We start from the raw sequence: 19447 nt of genomic DNA, 5'->3' as shown, positions 1-19447 counted from the left end.
TTCATAAACATGATGAAGCAAGGAGCGAAAGCATGCTAATCATTCCAGCAATTGACCTGAAAGATGGTAAATGTGTGCGTTTAAAACAAGGGCGTATGGAAGACGATACCGTTTTCTCTGACGATCCGGTTGCAACTGCCCAGCATTGGGTAAATGAAGGCGCACGACGTTTGCATTTGGTCGATTTGAATGGTGCTTTCGCAGGTACGCCTATTCATAAACCTGTTGTTGAAGCGATTGCAAAAGCTCAGCCAGAATTACCAATTCAAATTGGTGGCGGTATCCGCTCATTAGAAACGATTGAACACTATTTAGAAGCTGGTGTGACGTTTGTCATTATCGGTACTAAAGCCGTTCAAGAGCCTGAATTTGTAGAAGAAGCTTGTAAACGTTTTGCAGGCCACATCATTGTCGGTATTGATGCCATGAATGGCATGGTTGCAACTGACGGTTGGGCAAATGTTACTGATGTGAAAGCAACTGATTTAGCAAAACGCTTTGCAGATGCAGGCGTGTCTAGCATTGTTTATACAGACATTGCGCGTGACGGCATGATGCAAGGTGTAAATGTTGAGCAAACTGTAAACTTAGCTCAATACTCAGGCTTACCAGTCATTGCGTCAGGTGGTGTAACCAACCTTGATGACGTTCGTAACTTAAAAGGCCAACCGGGCATTTTAGGTGCAATCACAGGCCGTGCAATTTATGAAGGTACTTTAAACCTTCGTGAAGCTCAGCTTTTGTTAGATGAAAACCGTCTTTAATTTTTAAGATGTAAAAAAAGAGCCGCTTTAGGCTCTTTTTTATTTTTTGATGATCTTTAGTTTAATAATTTTTCTAAATCAATCACCTCATCTGCAAGCTCCATTGCATAAGGTGAATGTGTAATCATAATTATGGATGGAACAACTTGCTGAATATATTCAAGTATATTTTTGGCAGTATCTACATCTAAAGCTGCTGTCGGTTCATCTAATATGATGAGTTGTGGACGAGCTAAAAGACCTCGAAGAATACAAATTCTTTGTTTTTCTCCTCCTGAAAAATTCTTATAAATTTCAGCTAGATCATCATCGAGTGTTAACTGATGCTTTTTCAAAATATGCGATAAGTTAAACTGCTCAAGCATCTGTAGTAAATAAGAGTCTTCGTAAATATGTTGAGAGTTATAGACTAGATTCTCTCTTAAAGAATAAGGGAAAATTATAGGTTGCTGGGCAACATAGACCACTTCATTAAAAATATGTTTAGAAAAATTATGACTAATATCAATATTTTTATACAAAAGCTGGCCTGACTGAATCTGATATACCCCCATTAAATAATTCATCAGAGAAGTTTTACCTAGCCCTGTTTGACCAATCACGACATACGTTTTATTGGTTGATATTGTTAAATTAAAATGATCTACGTTTCTTTTTCCTAATGAAAATTTAGCATTTATAAATTGGTAGAGAATTTCCGTATCTTTAACAGTGGAGTGTGTATATTGCTCTTTATTCAAATTAAAGTACTGCCGATATTTTGCTAGAGCAACAAAATTTCCATTTAAGCGCATCAAACTTTGGGAAACCGCCAGAAACGGATTGGTGAGTTGAATAATATAGGTACTTATCAATACAAAAGCACCAGGGGTCAATTGCTTTTCAGTGGAAATAAATACTGTAAACAACATAAACATGAGTAAGAATAAGAAGATCATGAATAATTGAGAAATCATCAATAGTCCTATTTTCTTATTCCTATCTTTGGCTGTGGTGATATACAAATTTAATGTTTCATTAAACTTTGATAATTGAAACGGTACTGCATTTTTTACTTTAATTTCATAGGAGTTCGAGATCTGATGTATCAAATGGCTATTTACCTGATTATTTTTTTGATACATAGCATCAAATAGTGAACTACTTTTTTTATTTATATGAAATGAAACTAGAAAAATAATAATAGCTACCACTAAAAAGCTAATACTAAAAAGTAAACTAATGGTCGTGAATAAAACTGCGAAAATCATAACCAATTGAAAAATAATTGGCCCTATATGAAGAAGCAATGTGAGGTTAACCTCACCAAAAGCAGAACTCCCTCTTGTAAGATCACTAATTACTGCTCCTGCCTCAATTTGATCTTGTTCTTCTTTTTTAAGATTTAAATAATTTTTTAAGCCCGCAAAAATTAATGCTCCTTTGAAATCGACCATCAAATAAGCGCTAAAAATATTTTTGGTCCAGTTACACAACTCATTCGCTAACCATGCTATAGCGTAGGCAAGTACGATGAAGTATAAGAAATTAAATGGAAACTGAATATCGAGCAGAAAGTCATATTCATGTGCAGAATAATCGATAATAATTTTCAGCAAGTAAGGTAATAATGTTGTAAAAAATGCAGAAAACAGCACTAATAAAAACATAAGAAACATACTACTCTTTTGTTTCACATAGTTTTCTTTAGAAATATTCCATATAAATTTATAGTTCTGAATATCTTGCGAACTTAATAAAAACTTCATTTCTGTATCTTTTTTCTATAAATACGAGTTAAAAATAATTCCTTTACACAAGAAATATCATAACTTCCTTATTTATTTTTATTCGTGTTTTTATTTAAAATTAGATTTACAGATTTCTAAAGCCGAACATATTTGTCATATAAGCTTCTATAAACTGTATTATTTTTAAATATCTGGTGTTTATTTAAAAATTAAATTTTTAATCAATACACCACATTACGAATAAATTTAAGTACTTGGCTACCGCTATTGATATAGGTATAAGTCACTGAACTGGCAAAAATAAAAGATGAACCAGCCGCTATGGTTTTTGAGCTGTCTGTAAATTGTATGGTCAATTCGCCTTCTAACACATAAATCAGTTCTTGCCATCCTTCAGCATCGGCTTCAGCAACATAAGACTCCCCAACAGCCAAAGACCATGTCCAAAGTTCAACTTGAGAACGGGAAGGAACTGAAGCAAGAAAAGTTGCCTTACTTTCTTCCTTTTCACCTTGCCAAGCGAGTGCATTTACTAGGGCATGTTCTTTTAGCTCAGGCGCACTCACAATTGTTCTAAAATCTACTCCCAACACTGCCGCAATCGCATCGAGTTTAGCTAAGCTAATATTGACTTGGCCTGTTTCCAGAGCAGCAATGGTACGTCTACTTACACCTGCCCGATCAGCCAAGTCCTGTTGGCTTAAACTACGCTCATCTCTTAATGAACGAATATTTGTGCCTACATGTTGTAAAACGCTACTCGACTGGCTCATAAAATAGATGAATAAAGAAAATTTGAGCAATATATTGCACAAAACAGAAGAATAGCGCAATATGTGCAGTATATTGCACAATTCCCTTTAGTTTGAGTATGTCACCAACTTATCTGAGTTCAAGCAAAGTTCCTCAATTAGCTCTCATTTTGATTACGGTCATTTGGGGTGGAACATTTCTTACTGTGCAGTACGCACTGAATTTTTCATCACCTATGTTTTTTGTCGGCTGCCGTTTTGCCGTAGCTGCCTTAACGCTATTACTTATTTCATTAAAGAGCATGAAAGGCGTTACATTAAAAGACTTGGGCGCTGGCAGTGTAATTGGCCTTGTCATTGCAGCTGGCTATGGCACGCAGACAATCGGCCTGCAAACTATTCCAAGTAGTGAGTCGGCTTTTTTAACGGCGCTTTATGTTCCTCTTGTTCCTATTTTAATGTGGCTCATTTTTAGAAAAACTCCACATATCATGACTTGGGTGGGAGCAGCTCTTGCTTTTACTGGCCTTGTTTTATTGACGGGTAACGGTTTTAAGCAAATTTCCTTGAGTTTTGGACAGCTTTTAACAGTGCTCGGCGCCATTGCGATTGCCTTAGAAATTATTTTTATTAGCTACTTTGCTGGAAAGGTAAATTTGCGTCGCGTCACCATTATTCAACTTGGTGTCGCCTCTCTACTTTCTTTTACCATTATGCCTATAGTAGGTGAACATACAATTCCAGCATTTTCATGGCCCCTAGTACTCATTGCTGTCGCATTAGGCTTAGCAAGTGCACTCATTCAATTTGTAATGAACTGGGCTCAACGTGTGGTTGACCCTTCGCGTGCTGCAATTATCTATGCAGGAGAACCTGTTTGGGCAGGCATTATTGGTCGAATTGCAGGTGAGCGTTTACCAGTTATTGCCCTTTTTGGGGGTGCTTTAGTGGTGTTAGGTGTTTTAGTCAGTGAGTTAAAAATTAAGCTGCCGATTAAGAAAAACAAAAGAGTCCGAGAATAAAAAAGAGAGCTTAACGCTCTCTTTTTTATTTATTAAGGTTGATACATCGGTCGGTTATCATTTAACGCAATCAAACCGCGAATGGCACGATATACAATCCAGATCCATGCTGCCGCGATAACACCCACACAGAATACAGTCGATGAAATAGCAACGCCTGCAAATAGATCGGTATTTTCACCCGTAAAGAACAAGAAAATAAACGGCAAAAAGGCAATAATATTCCAAGCCAAGTACCACCAGAATGTTCTAATTTGCCATGTAAAGTGGCTCGCAAAAATTGAACCCTGTACATCGGAACGTTTTACATAGTTAATAATTAAAGCAATAATCGCAAGTAAGCCACCCGTAAAAATGGCAACAATATAAAGTACATATAAAATAAGTGTTAAAGTACGATTTGGATCTTGGTCGATAGAACTATTCATTTTTATACCTCTCAAGTTTAATAAAACAATTTACTTTTATGATCCCCGCAAAACGTTTAAAGGAGAAATTAGCCACAAAATCAAAAGTAAATGAAAGAATATGGTACAAAAATAAATCTTACGAAATGGTTGTTTTTGTGTTTTATGTCTCAGTTTTTGCTGTGCCCACCACGCAGCCGGCCAGCCCCCTAAGAAACTGACAATGTGCAAAGTCTGCTCAGGAACACGGCGATTGCCCAATTGTGCTGCTTCTTTATCTTGTGAATATAGCCAGTAACTCAACACATTCATCATTAAGACAAACAATAAGGTATAAGCCGGCAAAATATGAATAAAACTCATAATTCCCATTAAGACGAAATAAAACACAATCCCCATTTGCATTGCTGACCATGGGCTGGCCTGAAAAGAAGATTGTGTTTTTGCAGGTTTTAAAGCCTTACGGGTTTGAGATGCCTTTAAATAAGTGACCTGCTGAGCACGAAAACGGCCTCGTTCATCAAGGATTACCAGATATTCCAGTGCACAACCAATAATTGGCCGAGGTCCGGGGCGTGCAAAATCTTTGATATGCAAAAAGACTCGCTCTTTTTCAGCATCATCCGGCTGAATAAAGCCATAACCCTTTTCGTCGAACCATTCGACTAAACGCCCCTGATCTCGCATCTTTATTCCCTTTTATGCTTTTACATGGCTTAAACGGTCTTGCATCATTGCTCGCATTTCTTGCGGGTCTTTTTGCAAGATGTCATCGCCAGTACGTCCTTCTTCTTTATTTTTTTGAGCAACTTGTAAACGCATTGACCAAAAACGGCAAGCCGCCATTGCCAAGAATACATCTAAACATTCAAGTTCATCTGAAGTCAGCGCACGAATTTTTTGGTATGCCTTTAAATAAGCGTCTACTTTGTCTGAGTTTAAATGCGCTGCTGGATATTCGGTACAAAAATCATTAATGGTAATCGCAATATCAAACAGCAACTCATCTTGATTTAACTCGTAAAAATCTAGAATACCTTGTAGTTGCTCGCCTTCAAACAAAGTATTGTCACGGAACAAATCTGAGTGAATAAAACCTGTCGGTCGATTTGAATACTGCGCTGTTTTCGCATTAAAGGCTTGATAAACCTGCTCAAGTAACGTTTGGTCATCTTGAGTCATATTTGGTTTAAGCTGCTCAGCAACACCTGTCCAGTATTGATGATCACGGCGATATTCGCGTTCAAGCGGAAAATCTTGTAAAGCTACATGTAGCTTAGCCTGTGCATCTGCAATTGCAGCAACTTGGGCTACTGTAGTTTGCATGGGATGGTGTCCCATTAAACGTGGTGCAATTTGTGCAGGCTTACCCGCAATAAAATGAACCGCTTGGCCGCTGTGCTTTAATGGCACGGCAACGGGTACATCATGAGTACCTAACTGCTCAAGTACAGGAATAAGTTCACCTGCACCTTGTGCATCTAACTCTTCAAATACGGTGAGTACATATTGTTTGCGGTTTACATCAACCAGAAAATAATTGGTGTTTTGAATACCTCCCTGAATTGGGTTCAGCTCCAACACCTCTAATCCATAAGGTGCAGCAAAGGTGCGAACTTCGTCTAAACTCAACGGGGTATAAACCGACATGGAAAACCTGCAAAAAACATCTGTGAAGTTTGATAGAATACCTCTTCCCTCCATGAAGGTGTAGCGCCTGTGTAGGAACTTTCACCAACGGCGATTATTTTTGGAAAAAGCTATGCTTGCTAAACGTATTATTCCTTGCCTAGACGTTGATAACGGACGCGTAGTTAAAGGCGTTCAATTCCTCGATATTCGTGATGCGGGCGACCCAGTTGAAGTGGCACGTCGCTATAACGAACAAGGTGCAGACGAAATTACTTTCTTAGACATTACCGCTACACATCATGGACGCGATACCACTTACCGTACTGTTGAACGTATGGCCGAGACTGTATTTGTGCCATTAACTGTCGGTGGTGGTGTACGTAAGGTTGAAGATATTCGTGCGTTATTAAATGCAGGTGCAGATAAAGTGAGTATTAACTCGGCTGCTGTGTTTAACCCTGAATTTGTTCAAGAAGCCTCTCAGCACTTTGGCGCACAATGTATTGTGGTTGCGATTGATGCCAAAAAAACTGGTGACAACAAATGGGAAATCTTTACTCACGGTGGCCGTAAACCAACGGGTATTGATGCCATTGAATGGGCTGTAAAAATGGCTGACTACGGTGCGGGTGAGTTACTCATTACCAGTATGGATGCCGATGGCACTAAAGCAGGTTACGATATTGCGTTAATGCGTGCTATTAATGACCGCGTGACCATTCCAACGATTGCATCAGGCGGTGTAGGTAACTTACAACACCTTGCAGACGGTATTTTACAAGGTGGTGCCGATGCCGTATTGGCAGCAAGTATTTTCCACTTTGGCCAATATACGATTCCAGAAGCTAAACAATATTTGGCTGAACAAGGTATCGAAATGCGCTTGTAAGTTTATTTATATTTAAAGGGGCAATATGCCCCTTTAATTTTTTATGCAGCACCTTCTATCGCATTTATGTTACTAACGAGTTTAGGCTGTTCTTTTTTCTCGACCCATTTTGCTGGAAAGATTTTTTCTACAGCTTGAGAGAGTGGCCTAGCAAGCGCAGTAGGTAACCGTATCCCCAAAGGATTTTGTTCTTTTAAATCTGCCGAAGACACCACACGTGTTCCCATCACATAGTCAAACCAAGGTTTGGTCACACACCAATTGGCATCTTGATTAGAGTTCATATGGTGGTCGTAATGCCACGGAATTTTACGCTTTGCCCAGTCAGGCTCTAAATGTGCACGGCGATGAATATAATAATAGTTTCCTGCACTGTACCAAGCTGCAAGTGCCATACCTTTTGAAAAGGGGTAGAAAATTGCACTTGAAACGGTTGCCACCACGGCAAGTGAAATTAACTCATTTTTGGTTCGCCAGTTTCCAACGCCCTCAACATAACAATTATCATGAAACTGTTGTTTACGGACTTCACGATGGTGTGCCCAATGCGACTCCATACTTTTCGGCACTGGGCTATAGCGCGGTTGTCCGGCACGGTGTACACCATGCAAAATATATTTGTGTGCCACCCATTCAAATGCATTCGCAACTGCAATTCCGGCAATAAACCCTTTTAACATCACCTAACTCCTTTTTCTTTTTATTCAGCATATAAAATTCGTTATGCTAGGTATTGACCAGAATTTATGGTTTCATTGACAAATCACGACAAGAAAGAGGTGGTTAGGGATGCCACAACTAAAAAATTATACAGGCTCGGTATATGGAGGACTGGGACACCTGTTAAAGGCTTATTGCGAAGCAAATGAGTTAACTATTCCTGAACAATTAGAACAAATTCAAAATCTGGAACGCTTTGACTATGTGGTTTGGCGTGACCTATTAGAAGTTATTTATAAACTGGATCCTAAGCCGGGATTAGGGCTAGAAATTGCCAAATATGTACAACCCAAACATTTAGGCATTATTGCCTACCTTGCTCTCTCTTGCGATAACTTAGGTGAAGCCTTAATTCGTTACCATGACTTTCACCGTCTAATTTATGACGGGAGCCCATTAGTGGTTGAGCTACAAGGGAGATATGGTTCTATTCGCTGGGAAGCGACTGAGCTACACCCTACCCAGCTTACCGATGAAATCGCAATTGCCTTGGTGATTCAATTCTTACGTCTTTTTATGTCTCATGAAGATGTGCAGTTACATGAAGTACGTTTCTTAAATGCTGCCCCTAAAAATATCAGAGTTTACGAGCAGTACTTTCAATGTCCCGTTCGTTTTAGCCAGCCCCGTACAGAGTTACTTATACCCATTACCGAAATTCACAAACCGCTTAGTAGTGCAGACCACACCTTACAGCAGCTATTAGTTCAGCAGGCTCAAGCACTTTTAGAACAGTTACCCAATTCAACCCAACTCGATCAGCGTTTACATCATTCAATTTTGACTGGTCTGCAAAAGAATCAGTATCAAATTGAATATATTGCAGCTCAATTAGGCCTATCGGTTCGACAGCTCCAAAGACATTTACAACAACAAAACACCACCTTTCAAGAGCGCGTTCAACAAGTGCGTTTTATGCTAGCAACCGAGTATTTAAAAGATCCGCATTTAAGCCTACAAGAGATTGCACTTTTGCTGTGTTATTCAGAACAAAGTGCCTTTCAAAGAGCATTTAAGCATTGGACCAAGCAAACACCACAACAGTGGAGAGATCAATTTTTAAACAAAGAATAACCAACCAAAACTTACAAATCTTTTCTTGATTAAAACAACACTGAAAACAAAAATTTCATATAGTCACATGCTTAATTTTTTGTGACGTATTTCACATTAATTAAAAAATAGATCAATAGATGAGTAATCACAATGAATAAATATTTTGCTGAATTCCTAGGTACGTTTTGGCTAGTCTTTGGTGGTTGTGGTAGCGCAGTTTTAGCCGCAGCTTTCCCTGAACTTGGTATTGGCTTTGCAGGTGTAGCCCTTGCCTTTGGTTTAACCGTACTCACAGGTGCTTATGCTCTAGGGCATATCTCAGGTGGACATTTCAATCCCGCGGTAAGTGTCGGCCTTTGGGTCGGTGGCCGCTTCGATGTTAAAGATTTAATTCCGTATATTGTTGCGCAAGTGGTTGGTGCGACTGCTGCTGCATTTGTTCTTTATATTATTGCTCAAGGCCAAGCAGGCTTTAGTGGTGTTGGCGGGTTTGCGACCAATGGTTTTGGTGACTTATCACCAAATAAATTTGGTTTAGGTTCTGCTTTCATTATTGAAGTGGTTCTTACTGCTTTCTTCTTAATCATTATTTTAGGGGCAACTGACCGCCGTGCGCCTGCTGGCTTCGCTCCTATCGCGATTGGTTTAGGCTTAACACTCATTCACTTAATCAGTATTCCGGTTACGAACACTTCGGTAAACCCCGCACGTAGTACAGGTGTTGCGTTCTTTGCTGAAACGGCTGCTTTAAGTCAGTTGTGGTTGTTCTGGGTAGCACCGATTTTAGGGGCTGTGATTGGGGCAATTATTTATAAGGTAGTTGCTGGGGATAAGGATTAACTGCACAACCGCAAATACCACGGTCACTCAAGTTGTAGTTGTATAGGTAATGCCTCACTTTTGAGTGAGCAAAAGTGACAAAACTCATTCGTTTCACTGACGTTACTTCTATGTAACGCAGTGAAACAGGCGGCATCCGTGCCGCCGTCGCGATAGCAAATTGAGTAAAATATATTTATTACAAAAACGGATTATTAATTTCTTGTTCAGCTGGACGTTCAATTTTCTCAGGCAATTCTTCTTTTTCCAAAGCTGCAACTACATCATTTAAAAAACTCTGCAATGCCTTTGCCTGCTCTAACCCGACTTTGTCTTTAGTGATTTGCAAATTGCCATAAATACTCACGCAATCGACATCATTTTCTAATGTTAAATCTTCAATTGAAGAAGACTCAGTACCCTTTTCAAATGGCTTAAACATAGCTGTTGTCTCGTTGTTATATCTTCACAGTGTAATACCACCAATTTAAAAAAAATCAATCAAAATTAAAAGTGCCGACAAAATTAAGAAAGCGCCCATTAGGATATTAAAATATTTCAAACGGTTGCCCTGATTCAGTACCACTGAAAATTTATCACCACATAATCCCCAAAAGAACAAGCAGGCATAGCATGTGAAGAAATAAATAATAATAAAGATCGGCAACGACTGCGGGTTTTCAATACTGGTAAACATGGTAATGCCCGACACACAAGCCAACCACGCTTTTGGGTTAAGCCACTGTAATAAGAAACCATCTTTAAAATTGGGAATAAGCATGTGCTCTACAGGTGCACTTGAAATTGAAATATTGGCAGCAGAAAGAATAATTTTTATGCCGATATAGCAAACAAAGAGCGTTCCACAAACTGCAAGAATTTTTAAGACAACTGGAAACTGAGTTAATACACTTTGAAGGCCAAAAGCCATAAAAATCAAAAGCAAGGTAAAGCCAATGGTGGCGCCTGAAATATAGGGAAGTGATCTTTTTAAACCATGATTTAAGCTGGTCGATAAAATAACTGTATTGACGGGACCGGGTGTAATCGACATTGCAAAAGAAAAAAGAAACATCGAGGCAAACATTGTTATTATCCTTATTCGAATAAATAGATGAACAGACAGATCTGTCTGTTCATCTTATTGTATCGATTCAGGCTTCACAACAGTGCTAGAAGCGTCTTATTTCATTATCTGCAAGAAATAGTTCACCAAGGCTTCAACCAATTGTTTCACAATGGCATTTCTAGTTTCTTCATCAATACTTGGAACTTTTGCCTCCATCGGTTCAGAAGAACCAGTTTTTTGCTTTTTAAACTGATCTTGTAACGCTTGAATTTGTTCTGCGCTTAGGTCTTGTTCGCACTGGCTTTCACCATCCCAATGCAAATAGTCGAGCTTTTGGTTAGGTTTAACTTGGCTAGCAGTTAACGGTAAGCGATAAACATTGCGTTTTTGCTGTTCGGTTAACTGTGGAAATAAGTTAATACCAAGCTTTTCTTCTATATAACAAACACTCACTACCTTCACTTGCTGCGAGTTATTGTTAGGTGCGTAGTAAGCCCCAATAGCGCCAGTTTTTGGCATATACACCGCTTTATAAACTGCGGTAGGTACAATCACGCCCTGCCCAATCGTTTTGAGACGTTTACCCTCAAAAACAGGTCCTGTCACGACATATACATCTTGTTTTTGCTTGGTGACAATGGCACGGGTTGCTTCTTCAAGTTTACGCCAGACTTCTTGGTTATTTTTAGGCGCTTGCGGCACCATGTTGCTAAGCGAGAAACTATCAGACTGGGATTCTTTATTTGGCATATCACCATTTGGTGCCATGTGCCCACGGTCATACCCTGAACCACGGTAGTCACTTAAAAGTGCCCGATGCTTTTGAGGAACACGCGTTTCTTCATGGAAGTTATCTTCACGTTTAATTTTGACACTTAAACGTTCTGCATCTAAATGCTCGGCCGACCATAATGGTGTTTTAGAAATGCCAGAATAGAGGACATTAAAACCGTTAAAGCACAGCGGATAGCTGTCTTTTTTTAAGCTTTCTTTATTTAACGCAGGCGGAACTTCACGATAAAACTGGTTAAGACAAGTCGAGTTAGTACTTAAAGGCGAAAACCACTGCGAAATCTTTTCACTGCCGAAAGCAATTGCAAAGCTTCCGGCTGCAATACAAGCAAGAATAATCTTGCCAAAATGCTCACTTAGAGAAAATGAATTTGTACCTTTACTACGTTTTTTACTTGCCATGTTTCTATCAATACCACTGTCCACACGCAGCTTAACAATCCTGCTTTTTTAAGTATATCGCTTATCTTTCAAATGGTTAAAACGTGGTCATCTTTTTTGTAACTCTAATCGGTTTTACGTAACAGTCTGTTGGCATTATGAGAGCCTTTGGCTATTGAATTGCGCCAATTGCGTATCTTTCGTTGAAATGCACTTATGGCTTATGACATGGTTAGCTCCACAAATTTGGATAAAAATATAATCGGAGTCCATTTAATGATCCATTCAAAGATTATTGGTATTGGCGTAATCACAGGATTGTGTAGTATGGCTGCTTTGGCTGAACCAGCAGTCCAGCCAGGTGATACTTTAGAAAGCTTATCTAAAGTAAAAGTGACTACAACCGTCAACGGCCAACCAGGTTCTATTAGCGATTTGGTCAATAGCGGACAAGTACAGCAAGTTTCTGCTGCACCAACAAGCGCAGCGCCTACCGGTGCTCCTATTCCGGCAGATGTTCCACCAGCACCTCCAGCGGGCGGTGAAATGGCTCCTCCAGCTACACCAACTGATGCAGTGCCACCTGCACCGAATCAAGCGGCTCCAGCGCCACAAGATCCGAACACTCCACCGCCAGCTGCTAACCCGAACCAATCAGCAGACCCAATGGCAAAAGATGGGGCGTTACCAGCAGATGCACCTATGCCACAAGCTCAATAATCAGAGCCATAAAAAAACCAAGACATATGTCTTGGTTTTTTTATTACATCAAATTTTATATTTCGATTTGACTACCTAATTCAACAACGCGGTTAGTTGGAATTTGATAGAAGTCACTCACCGGACTAGTATTACGCTGCATTGAAATAAACAGCTTTTCTCTCCATGGCGACATACCGTCTCCCACAGAATGAACAATACGATCACGCGAAATAAAGAAGCTGATATGCATCAAGTCATATTCAAGGCCTAATTGTTCATAGGCTTGCATCAATGCTTTCGGCACATTCATTTCATCTTTAAAGCCGTAGAAAATTTTAATACGGAAGAAATGTTCAGCTAAGGTTTCTGTTGTAATACGCTCTTCAGGTGCAACAAACGGTACATCTTCAATCACTACAGTGACCAAGATATTACGCTGATGCAGTACTTTATTGTGCTTAATATTATGCAGCATGGCATGTGGCACAACATTTGGCGTACCCGTCATGAATACAGCATCGCCCGGCACCCAATGCACACTATTACCAATACTTTTTACAAACAAATCGAGTGACAAAGTATCATGTTCAAGCTTAGCAAAAGTAAGCTCACGGCCACGTTTCCATGTCATTAAAATGGTCACTGCAATCGCACCAATCAGTAATGGTACCCAACCGCCCGACAAGATTTTAAGTGAAGTTGCACCGACCAATACCGACTCTAAAATAAAGAACGGAATAATCAGGAGAAGCACTTTTGGCAGGCTCCACTTCCACGCCGAGTAGATAAACACGGCAACCAAAATCGTGTCACAGAGCATGGTCAAGGTTACGGCCAAACCGTAGGCACTTGCCAAGTTCGAGCTGGTTTTGAAGATTAAAATTAAGATAATAATTGCGATTAAAAGTAACCAGTTTAAGAAAGGTACATAAATCTGACCTTCTTCGGACTCAGACGTATGTTTAATACTTAAACGTGGTAAATAACCCAATTGAATCGCTTGGCGCGCAAGAGAAAACACCCCAGAAATTACAGCTTGAGAGGCAATGACTGTTGCCATGGTTGCCATAATAATCATTGGGTACAAGGCCCACTGCGGCACCAGTAAATAGAACGGGTTTTCAATTGCCGCTGGGTCTCTGAGTAATAATGCGCCCTGTCCTGCGTAGTTTAAAACCAAGCATGGCAATACCACAAAGAACCACGCCAGACGAATCGGAACTGGTCCGAAATGTCCCATATCGGCATATAGCGCTTCACCACCAGTCACTGTTAACACCACAGCACCCATCACAAAAAATGTCATGATCGGATGGTGATAGATAAACTGGATCGCCCAATGCGGACTAAACATGCCTAGTACCACAGGTGTTTGGATGACACTGTGAATACCCAAGATTCCTAAAGATAAGAACCACACAAGCGTAATTGGACCAAAAAACTTACCTACAAACGCCGTACCGTGCTTTTGCACCAAAAACAGCGTGACGATAATGGCAATTGCAATAGGCATAATGAACGGGTCAAACACATCGGTTGCAATAGACAACCCTTCGACCGCAGACAATACCGAAATGGCTGGGGTAATAATGCCGTCACCAAAGAACAGTGATGCCCCTATAAAGCCTATCGCAATCATGTAGATTTTTTTGTTGTCGGCAATTTTCGCTTTACGCAAATTCAACGCGAGTAAGGCCATAATTCCACCTTCGCCATTGTTATCTGCCCGCATCACGATTGCGACATACTTGATGCTGATGATCAGCATTAAGCACCAAAAAATAATGGATAAAATTCCTAATACGTTTTCAGGCTGAATTCCCAAACCATGGGCAGCATGGAAGGACTCTTTCAAGGCATAGAGCGGACTCGTTCCGATGTCTCCAAAGACCACCCCAAGAGCTGCCAAAGCCGTGGCAGGCAAGGTCGCTTTTTTGGCCGTATTTTGCATTGTGTAATTAAACCAATAGATTTTTAGCGCAATCTTATCACCTCTATTATTTTTTTTCTGTAATGCTCGTCTTAAATCTTGGCAGAACCTGATTTTTTAGTTACTATCGCACGCCTTGGTGAGGTGTCCGAGTGGCTGAAGGAGCACGCCTGGAAAGTGTGTATACGTTTACGCGTATCGAGGGTTCGAATCCCTCTCTCACCGCCAGAATTCAAAAAAGACCTAATCGTTTTGATTTAGGTCTTTTTTATTTAACTTAAATAAAATTAATTTAATCAACGATAAGTAACTTCGCACCATTTAAGCTAAAAGACTGGTGTGGCTCTGAATTGTCTCCGACTTGATAACTCATACCTGAAGTTAAAGTAAATATTCTTCCATCTTTTAATCTACTTTCTAGCTCGCCTTCTAGGCAAAATAATATATGCCCTTTTTCACACCAGTGGTCAGCCAAGTAATTTGCTGAGTACTCCACAAGCCTTACTCTTATTTTATTTCCTTCTTCACCAAAAAATTGAGTTTTCCAATAAGCTTTTCCAGTTTCACCGCTATATTCAGTGACTTCTATTTCTTCCCAATTTGTAATTTGAAATGGAAAAGGTGCGATATTCATAGTTTTTCCAAAAACGTATTATTGTGTTTTCAACTTATAGACAAAATTGGTTTTTGCAAACGATTTAAAAATATTATCTCTTAAAGCCAACGCCCACCTAAGAAAGAAACTCATTAGATTTCTCTAATCAGCCTTAATCCAGATCAAAAACTTCTAATGACTCTACATAAGGCAAAATAAGATATTCATGATTAGATAAATGTTGTTCTAGTTGGTTATGAGTTGTTTGGTTGAATTGATAAAAGTTGCTCAACTCATTAAGCAATTGAGGAGTTTTATTTGCATCAAATTCTGGTGTTTTAATAAAATATAATAAGCTTGCACCTAAGCCAACATACTCTAAGTCATAGTTCTGATCTAAATGCTGAATTAGGCTAAAAGATTCAAACGGATTCAAATCACAAGTAAAGTATCCATTGAGGCATGCTGCAAATTTTTGAGTTTCAGTTTCACTGTTTACTAGCTTTACTTGAATAACTTCATCTAAAATTTTTTCAGGTTCAGCATTGATCTGTAGCAGAGTCGACTGATCTTCATCACAATAATTAAGTTTTTTTGGCAACTTATTAAAGTCTATACAATTTTCTCGCTTTAATAATTGTTCAATGTGGTATTGAAGTTCTAAAGGTCGAGTGTTATCCCAACTCACTTCACTGTCATCTTCAATGAGTTCTGAAGCATCGAAATAAAGCCCGTTTCCCATTGAAGCATGCATAGAAGTGTATTGGCATTGTCCAATATCTTCTAAAAGAAATAATACTTTTTTAGGCAAATGTTTCTGCTTAATTTCTGAATATAAGTTAACAACATCGTTCCATGAGTTTATTTCACTGATTGTTGCGTAGCATATTAATTCATGAGCATCTTCAGTTATAAGGGAATTTTCTTTTTCTTTAATGCGAAAAACGGTCATAATTTTTTAAATTTAATCTATATTTAACGAACATTTATATCATAAATAAACTGTATATTTAACTTAAAACTTTAATGTAATTTTTTAAAAAATCTTCTATATAAAAGACCCAAACCCTTACGTTTAGGCCTCCTCCTTTTAAAACTTACTCAGACAATGCTAATAACTTCTGAACATACTGAACGGCACTGTTATCTATTTCTTGGTGAGTTGGAATAGCATCATCTGGTGAAGGGTTTGTGTCTAAACCATAAAATGCATAAAGCGGTTGATAGACTGCCCCAATATATAAAGCAGTAAGTTCAAAAGAACTAAAAATCTGCTCTAACGAAAGCTTATATTCACCTTGCTCTGAATAAACTTTTTCTTGAGCACCTGCAGACACCGCCAACATAAATTTTTTATTTTTAAGCTTGTCACCTGTTGAACCATAAGCCCAACCATACGCCAAAACTTCATCAAGCCATTGCTTCAAAAGTGGCGGACAGTTAAACCAATACACTGGAAATTGAAAGACTAAATTTTCGTGTTCTTCTACAAGCGCTTGTTCTTTGGCAACATCAATTACGCCATCTGGGTAGGTTTGATAAATTTGGTGAACTGTAAATTGGTCGGGATATTTTTCTAACTCCTCTACCCATCTTTTATTAATTACAGACTGGTCTATGTGAGGATGTGCAACGATCACTAATGTCTTTTTCATTATAAAAACACTCTTATCGAAAAGTAGATAAATCGATTATAGAAGTGTGCTTTCCTAAATATAAGTACGGTAATTTTTGTTATATACTATACTAAAAGATAGTGTAGATTTTAAAAATGACTGACTGCCTTCCATCAAATACGCCATTAGAAGAAACAGGATTTGGCTATACCCTTTCTTTAATTAATGGCAAATATAAGATGATCATCATGTATTGGCTGTATGGAAAAACTGTTATGCGTTTTAATGAGTTGCAGCGCTGTATTGGCAATATTTCATTTAGAACGCTGAGCAATACACTCAAAGAGTTAGAAAGAGACGAACTTATTATTCGTAAGGAATATCCTCAAATTCCACCAAAGGTTGAGTATCGTCTTTCAGAAAGAGGACAGTCTTTAATTCCTTTGCTAGATATGATGTGCCAATGGGGCGAGCGGAATATGAATTCTTAGTTTTATAGACTGAAAGTGATACTCAATATGAGACATGAATTAAGAGAGATTTTTATTAAGGGATGCGACGATAAAATTGAAAAGAAGGGAGACAATGTCGGTCTGTCTTTTTATGCTTTTTTTAAAAATAAGAATGACAACCCTGATCTACTGATGGAAGCAGCGCATTGGTGGATTATGGTGCATAAGCTAGATCACTTTGAGAAAGCTGTGAAGATTAAGAAGCTGGTTTTGAGTGAAAGCTAAAAATAGAATTATTTAAAAGGCTTAAATTCAAGTAAATTAAGCCTTTTTATTATTTTAAAAACTTCTATTTAACATATGACCAAACATCAGGATCTGTATATTCTTCATCGATATGATAGCCCTCAGCCTTAGCTTTTCTCTCCTCCTTTTCCCGATATTTTTTATTTTCAATTAATCTCTTTTTAAACGCTTGCTCGAATTCACTAGGTGTCATTTTATCAGAGTCAGGAATTGAGTCTCTTTCATTGTATCGAACACTCTGAAAGCTAAATCTAAGCATATATTGCTCTTCATTACGCTCATTCTTAGCTGTTCTTTTTAAACTGATATCTAAAATAATCCCATTAGCGTACAATCTATAACCCAATGATTTTGTTGGGCTGTTGTTTATTATATTTTTCCACTCCTCAAAGCTAAAAATATAACTAGGATCAATGACATCACGACTTTTCGATAGATGCTTAATATTATCTTCTTTAGCAATACGCGGAGCATCTGTAAAGAAATAGTTTTTCCAGTCAGCCTGATTAATACGTTTCATTAAAGCTACATAGCTTTGATAAACCTGCTCTGGGGTAGCAAATTCTTCTTTTGTGAGGCCAGCATCAATATCTAAAACTTGGATCCCTTCATTTTTATCATATTGAGTTCCTAAAACAGAGAAAACATGTTCAATCGATAAAGTGTTAGAACCATTCTCTATAGTTATTTTTCCTAAGTTAGGAGGAGAAAATTGAAGTTCTCTAAAGCTAACGCCAGCTGGATGATTATCGACATTGCTATCACTATATTTTGAAAAATCTTGAATACCTTTTTCACCCATATGCAAAGTGTAGGCTTGCTGATGGGAATCTAAACTTTCATTATGTTTTGCGGCTGGCTGACAAGCGGAAAGTAATAATCCAAAAATTAAAATTAAGAAATATTGTCTAAATTTTACCGTCATTATAACTTCTCTACTTTGCTATTTCCCGACTCTGCGATAATTTTTAATCTTGGACAATAAAGCTATATGTCTTGTCAATTTCAGCATCACCACCTGCATAGAAATCAGCTCTTATATGAATTCTATATTCTCCTTTGTGCTTAGGGGTTCCTTTGATTTGTATAACATTATATCCATCCAAGTCATCAACAGGTTTAACTGTTACGCCTAGGTCTTCGGGTATATTAGTTTCTAATTCAGCGTATTTATCAATAACTTTCCCACCAGAAATCTTAATAATTTGTTGATATTCTTGATTAATATGTGCAACAGGCAAGTCTTCAGGAGTAATTTTATATTTTTTACCGCAACCTGTAAGTATAAAAATAATGGAGAAAATAAATATTAATTGATACTTCATTAGAAATTTCCTTTAAGGAGCAAGCAAAATACTTTTTTGAAAAAATATAAATTTTAAATGCTAAAATTACTCTAATCCTTATTCATCAAAAAAAATCATTCCTTCATAGGGATTTTTTTTTGCAGCTCTCCAAACGACTAGATAGATTACCTACATGAACCTCCAACTTATGTCCATCAGGATCTAAAAAATATATAGATTCCCCTTCGCTTTGATTAGTTTTCCACTCAGGAATGTTCATCATTTTAATTTTCTGGCGGAATTCATCTATATTATCTTCACTAATACTAAGACAGTAATGGGTATAGTCTGAACTTATGCTCACCTCATCAAGTGATAAGCAAAGCCATAATTCTCCAAGACTTAAATAAGCACCTTTTTTCCATTTGGCTTTAGGAGTAAAACCTAAAACATCCTTATAAAAATTAAAACTGCGATCAACATTTGCTACTGAAATAGTCAGGTGATTTAATCCACTTAATTTCATA

The 19447-nt window shown here is 38.2% G+C and carries 23 protein-coding genes, 1 tRNA gene and 1 pseudogene; 9 read left to right on the top strand and 16 right to left on the bottom strand.

Features of this window, described 5'->3' with window-relative positions; translation table 11 throughout:
* Nucleotides 1–32: 32 nt before the first annotated feature.
* The gene (gene hisA / locus MKL36_RS10855) at nucleotides 33–764 is read left to right on the top strand and encodes a 1-(5-phosphoribosyl)-5-[(5-phosphoribosylamino)methylideneamino]imidazole-4-carboxamide isomerase (protein ID WP_000905538.1); all 732 of its coding nucleotides are present in this window, start codon (nucleotides 33–35) and stop codon (nucleotides 762–764) included.
* A 56-nt stretch (nucleotides 765–820) separates the two neighbouring features.
* On the opposite strand, the gene MKL36_RS10850 is transcribed toward hisA, so the two are convergent.
* Together MKL36_RS10850 and MKL36_RS10845 are read right to left on the bottom strand one after the other, a co-directional pair.
* Entirely contained in the window at nucleotides 821–2512 is a 1692-nt protein-coding gene (locus tag MKL36_RS10850) for an ATP-binding cassette domain-containing protein (protein WP_021510169.1), read from the bottom strand.
* A gap of 203 nt (nucleotides 2513–2715) precedes the next feature.
* Entirely contained in the window at nucleotides 2716–3267 is a 552-nt protein-coding gene (locus MKL36_RS10845) for a helix-turn-helix domain-containing protein (protein WP_000083600.1), read from the bottom strand.
* A 98-nt stretch (nucleotides 3268–3365) separates the two neighbouring features.
* Between MKL36_RS10845 and MKL36_RS10840 the strand changes: the two genes are divergently transcribed.
* Nucleotides 3366–4268, top strand: a complete 903-nt coding sequence (locus MKL36_RS10840; RefSeq protein WP_000075495.1) for a DMT family transporter — start codon at nucleotides 3366–3368, stop codon at nucleotides 4266–4268.
* A gap of 32 nt (nucleotides 4269–4300) precedes the next feature.
* Here the strand turns inward: MKL36_RS10840 and MKL36_RS10835 are convergent, their stop codons facing one another.
* Genes MKL36_RS10835 through MKL36_RS10825 form a run of 3 tightly spaced genes read right to left on the bottom strand, consistent with a single transcriptional unit; the run spans nucleotide 4301 to nucleotide 6325 of the window.
* The gene (locus MKL36_RS10835) at nucleotides 4301–4696 is read right to left on the bottom strand and encodes a DUF4870 family protein (RefSeq protein WP_001088855.1); all 396 of its coding nucleotides are present in this window, start codon (nucleotides 4694–4696) and stop codon (nucleotides 4301–4303) included.
* 36 nt (nucleotides 4697–4732) lie between these two features.
* The gene (locus tag MKL36_RS10830) at nucleotides 4733–5362 is read right to left on the bottom strand and encodes a DUF1294 domain-containing protein (protein ID WP_001205591.1); all 630 of its coding nucleotides are present in this window, start codon (nucleotides 5360–5362) and stop codon (nucleotides 4733–4735) included.
* Nucleotides 5363–5374: 12 nt separating this feature from the next.
* Entirely contained in the window at nucleotides 5375–6325 is a 951-nt protein-coding gene (locus MKL36_RS10825) for a homoserine kinase (protein WP_000118184.1), read from the bottom strand.
* 112 nt (nucleotides 6326–6437) lie between these two features.
* On the opposite strand from MKL36_RS10825, the gene hisF reads away from it, so the two are divergent.
* Nucleotides 6438–7196 (top strand): imidazole glycerol phosphate synthase subunit HisF, encoded by a 759-nt coding sequence (hisF, locus tag MKL36_RS10820; RefSeq protein ID WP_000880078.1) that lies wholly within the window; start codon nucleotides 6438–6440, stop codon nucleotides 7194–7196.
* 41 nt (nucleotides 7197–7237) lie between these two features.
* On the opposite strand, the gene MKL36_RS10815 is transcribed toward hisF, so the two are convergent.
* Complete coding sequence (locus tag MKL36_RS10815) at nucleotides 7238–7876, bottom strand: hypothetical protein (protein ID WP_021510170.1); 639 nt, start codon at nucleotides 7874–7876, stop codon at nucleotides 7238–7240.
* 109 nt (nucleotides 7877–7985) lie between these two features.
* Between MKL36_RS10815 and MKL36_RS10810 the strand changes: the two genes are divergently transcribed.
* Complete coding sequence (locus MKL36_RS10810; RefSeq protein ID WP_021510171.1) at nucleotides 7986–8990, top strand: AraC family transcriptional regulator; 1005 nt, start codon at nucleotides 7986–7988, stop codon at nucleotides 8988–8990.
* Between the two features lie 132 nt (nucleotides 8991–9122).
* Nucleotides 9123–9812, top strand: a complete 690-nt coding sequence (gene aqpZ, locus MKL36_RS10805) for an aquaporin Z (RefSeq protein WP_001045987.1) — start codon at nucleotides 9123–9125, stop codon at nucleotides 9810–9812.
* 178 nt (nucleotides 9813–9990) lie between these two features.
* Here the strand turns inward: aqpZ and MKL36_RS10800 are convergent, their stop codons facing one another.
* The 3 genes from MKL36_RS10800 to MKL36_RS10790 form a co-directional block, all read right to left on the bottom strand.
* Complete coding sequence (locus tag MKL36_RS10800; protein WP_000476055.1) at nucleotides 9991–10233, bottom strand: hypothetical protein; 243 nt, start codon at nucleotides 10231–10233, stop codon at nucleotides 9991–9993.
* A gap of 45 nt (nucleotides 10234–10278) precedes the next feature.
* Nucleotides 10279–10878: a LysE family translocator gene (locus MKL36_RS10795; RefSeq protein ID WP_000458288.1), complete on the bottom strand. Its 600-nt coding sequence runs from the start codon at nucleotides 10876–10878 to the stop codon at nucleotides 10279–10281.
* A 96-nt stretch (nucleotides 10879–10974) separates the two neighbouring features.
* Nucleotides 10975–12054 carry a DNA/RNA non-specific endonuclease gene (locus MKL36_RS10790; protein ID WP_000157128.1) on the bottom strand — a complete coding sequence of 360 codons (1080 nt, stop codon included), beginning with the start codon at nucleotides 12052–12054 and terminating at the stop codon, nucleotides 10975–10977.
* A gap of 255 nt (nucleotides 12055–12309) precedes the next feature.
* Here MKL36_RS10790 and MKL36_RS10785 point away from each other — a divergent pair, with 255 nt between their 5' ends.
* The gene (locus MKL36_RS10785) at nucleotides 12310–12753 is read left to right on the top strand and encodes a hypothetical protein (RefSeq protein ID WP_021510172.1); all 444 of its coding nucleotides are present in this window, start codon (nucleotides 12310–12312) and stop codon (nucleotides 12751–12753) included.
* Nucleotides 12754–12808: 55 nt separating this feature from the next.
* Here the strand turns inward: MKL36_RS10785 and MKL36_RS10780 are convergent, their stop codons facing one another.
* The gene (locus MKL36_RS10780; protein WP_001181667.1) at nucleotides 12809–14686 is read right to left on the bottom strand and encodes a potassium transporter Kup; all 1878 of its coding nucleotides are present in this window, start codon (nucleotides 14684–14686) and stop codon (nucleotides 12809–12811) included.
* A 117-nt stretch (nucleotides 14687–14803) separates the two neighbouring features.
* Here MKL36_RS10780 and MKL36_RS10775 point away from each other — a divergent pair.
* A tRNA-Ser gene (locus MKL36_RS10775) sits at nucleotides 14804–14893 on the top strand.
* Nucleotides 14894–14957: 64 nt separating this feature from the next.
* Here the strand turns inward: MKL36_RS10775 and MKL36_RS10770 are convergent.
* The 3 genes from MKL36_RS10770 to MKL36_RS10760 form a co-directional block, all read right to left on the bottom strand.
* On the bottom strand, nucleotides 14958–15299 hold the full coding sequence (locus tag MKL36_RS10770) for a DHCW motif cupin fold protein (protein WP_021510173.1): 342 nt from the start codon (nucleotides 15297–15299) through the stop codon (nucleotides 14958–14960).
* 133 nt (nucleotides 15300–15432) lie between these two features.
* Nucleotides 15433–16212 (bottom strand): hypothetical protein, encoded by a 780-nt coding sequence (locus tag MKL36_RS10765; protein ID WP_021510174.1) that lies wholly within the window; start codon nucleotides 16210–16212, stop codon nucleotides 15433–15435.
* A gap of 145 nt (nucleotides 16213–16357) precedes the next feature.
* Nucleotides 16358–16915: an NAD(P)H-dependent oxidoreductase gene (locus MKL36_RS10760; protein ID WP_000753360.1), complete on the bottom strand. Its 558-nt coding sequence runs from the start codon at nucleotides 16913–16915 to the stop codon at nucleotides 16358–16360.
* Between the two features lie 116 nt (nucleotides 16916–17031).
* On the opposite strand from MKL36_RS10760, the gene MKL36_RS10755 reads away from it, so the two are divergent.
* Together MKL36_RS10755 and MKL36_RS10750 are read left to right on the top strand one after the other, a co-directional pair.
* A complete protein-coding gene (locus MKL36_RS10755) occupies nucleotides 17032–17367 on the top strand; it encodes a winged helix-turn-helix transcriptional regulator (protein WP_000128772.1) in 336 nt (111 codons plus the stop codon).
* Between the two features lie 27 nt (nucleotides 17368–17394).
* The gene (locus MKL36_RS10750; RefSeq protein WP_021510175.1) at nucleotides 17395–17613 is read left to right on the top strand and encodes a DUF6500 family protein; all 219 of its coding nucleotides are present in this window, start codon (nucleotides 17395–17397) and stop codon (nucleotides 17611–17613) included.
* Between the two features lie 64 nt (nucleotides 17614–17677).
* Here MKL36_RS10750 and MKL36_RS10745 read toward each other — a convergent pair whose 3' ends face one another.
* The 3 genes and pseudogenes from MKL36_RS10745 to fosLL all read right to left on the bottom strand — a co-directional run bounded on the left by MKL36_RS10745 (nucleotide 17678) and on the right by fosLL (nucleotide 19446).
* Nucleotides 17678–18559 (bottom strand): hypothetical protein, encoded by an 882-nt coding sequence (locus tag MKL36_RS10745; RefSeq protein WP_021510176.1) that lies wholly within the window; start codon nucleotides 18557–18559, stop codon nucleotides 17678–17680.
* Between the two features lie 43 nt (nucleotides 18560–18602).
* Complete coding sequence (locus MKL36_RS10740; RefSeq protein WP_021510177.1) at nucleotides 18603–18959, bottom strand: hypothetical protein; 357 nt, start codon at nucleotides 18957–18959, stop codon at nucleotides 18603–18605.
* Nucleotides 18960–19037: 78 nt separating this feature from the next.
* Nucleotides 19038–19446: pseudogene (fosLL, locus tag MKL36_RS10735) on the bottom strand (fosfomycin resistance glutathione transferase FosLL).
* Between the last annotated feature and the right edge of the window lies 1 nt (nucleotide 19447).

Origin of the sequence: Acinetobacter sp. AOR12_HL, from assembly GCF_027855275.1 — a bacterium.
GTDB lineage: Bacteria > Pseudomonadota > Gammaproteobacteria > Pseudomonadales > Moraxellaceae > Acinetobacter > Acinetobacter baumannii.
The sequence above is the reverse complement of the archived record's forward strand: the minus strand, read 5'-3'. Positions and strand labels throughout refer to the sequence as shown.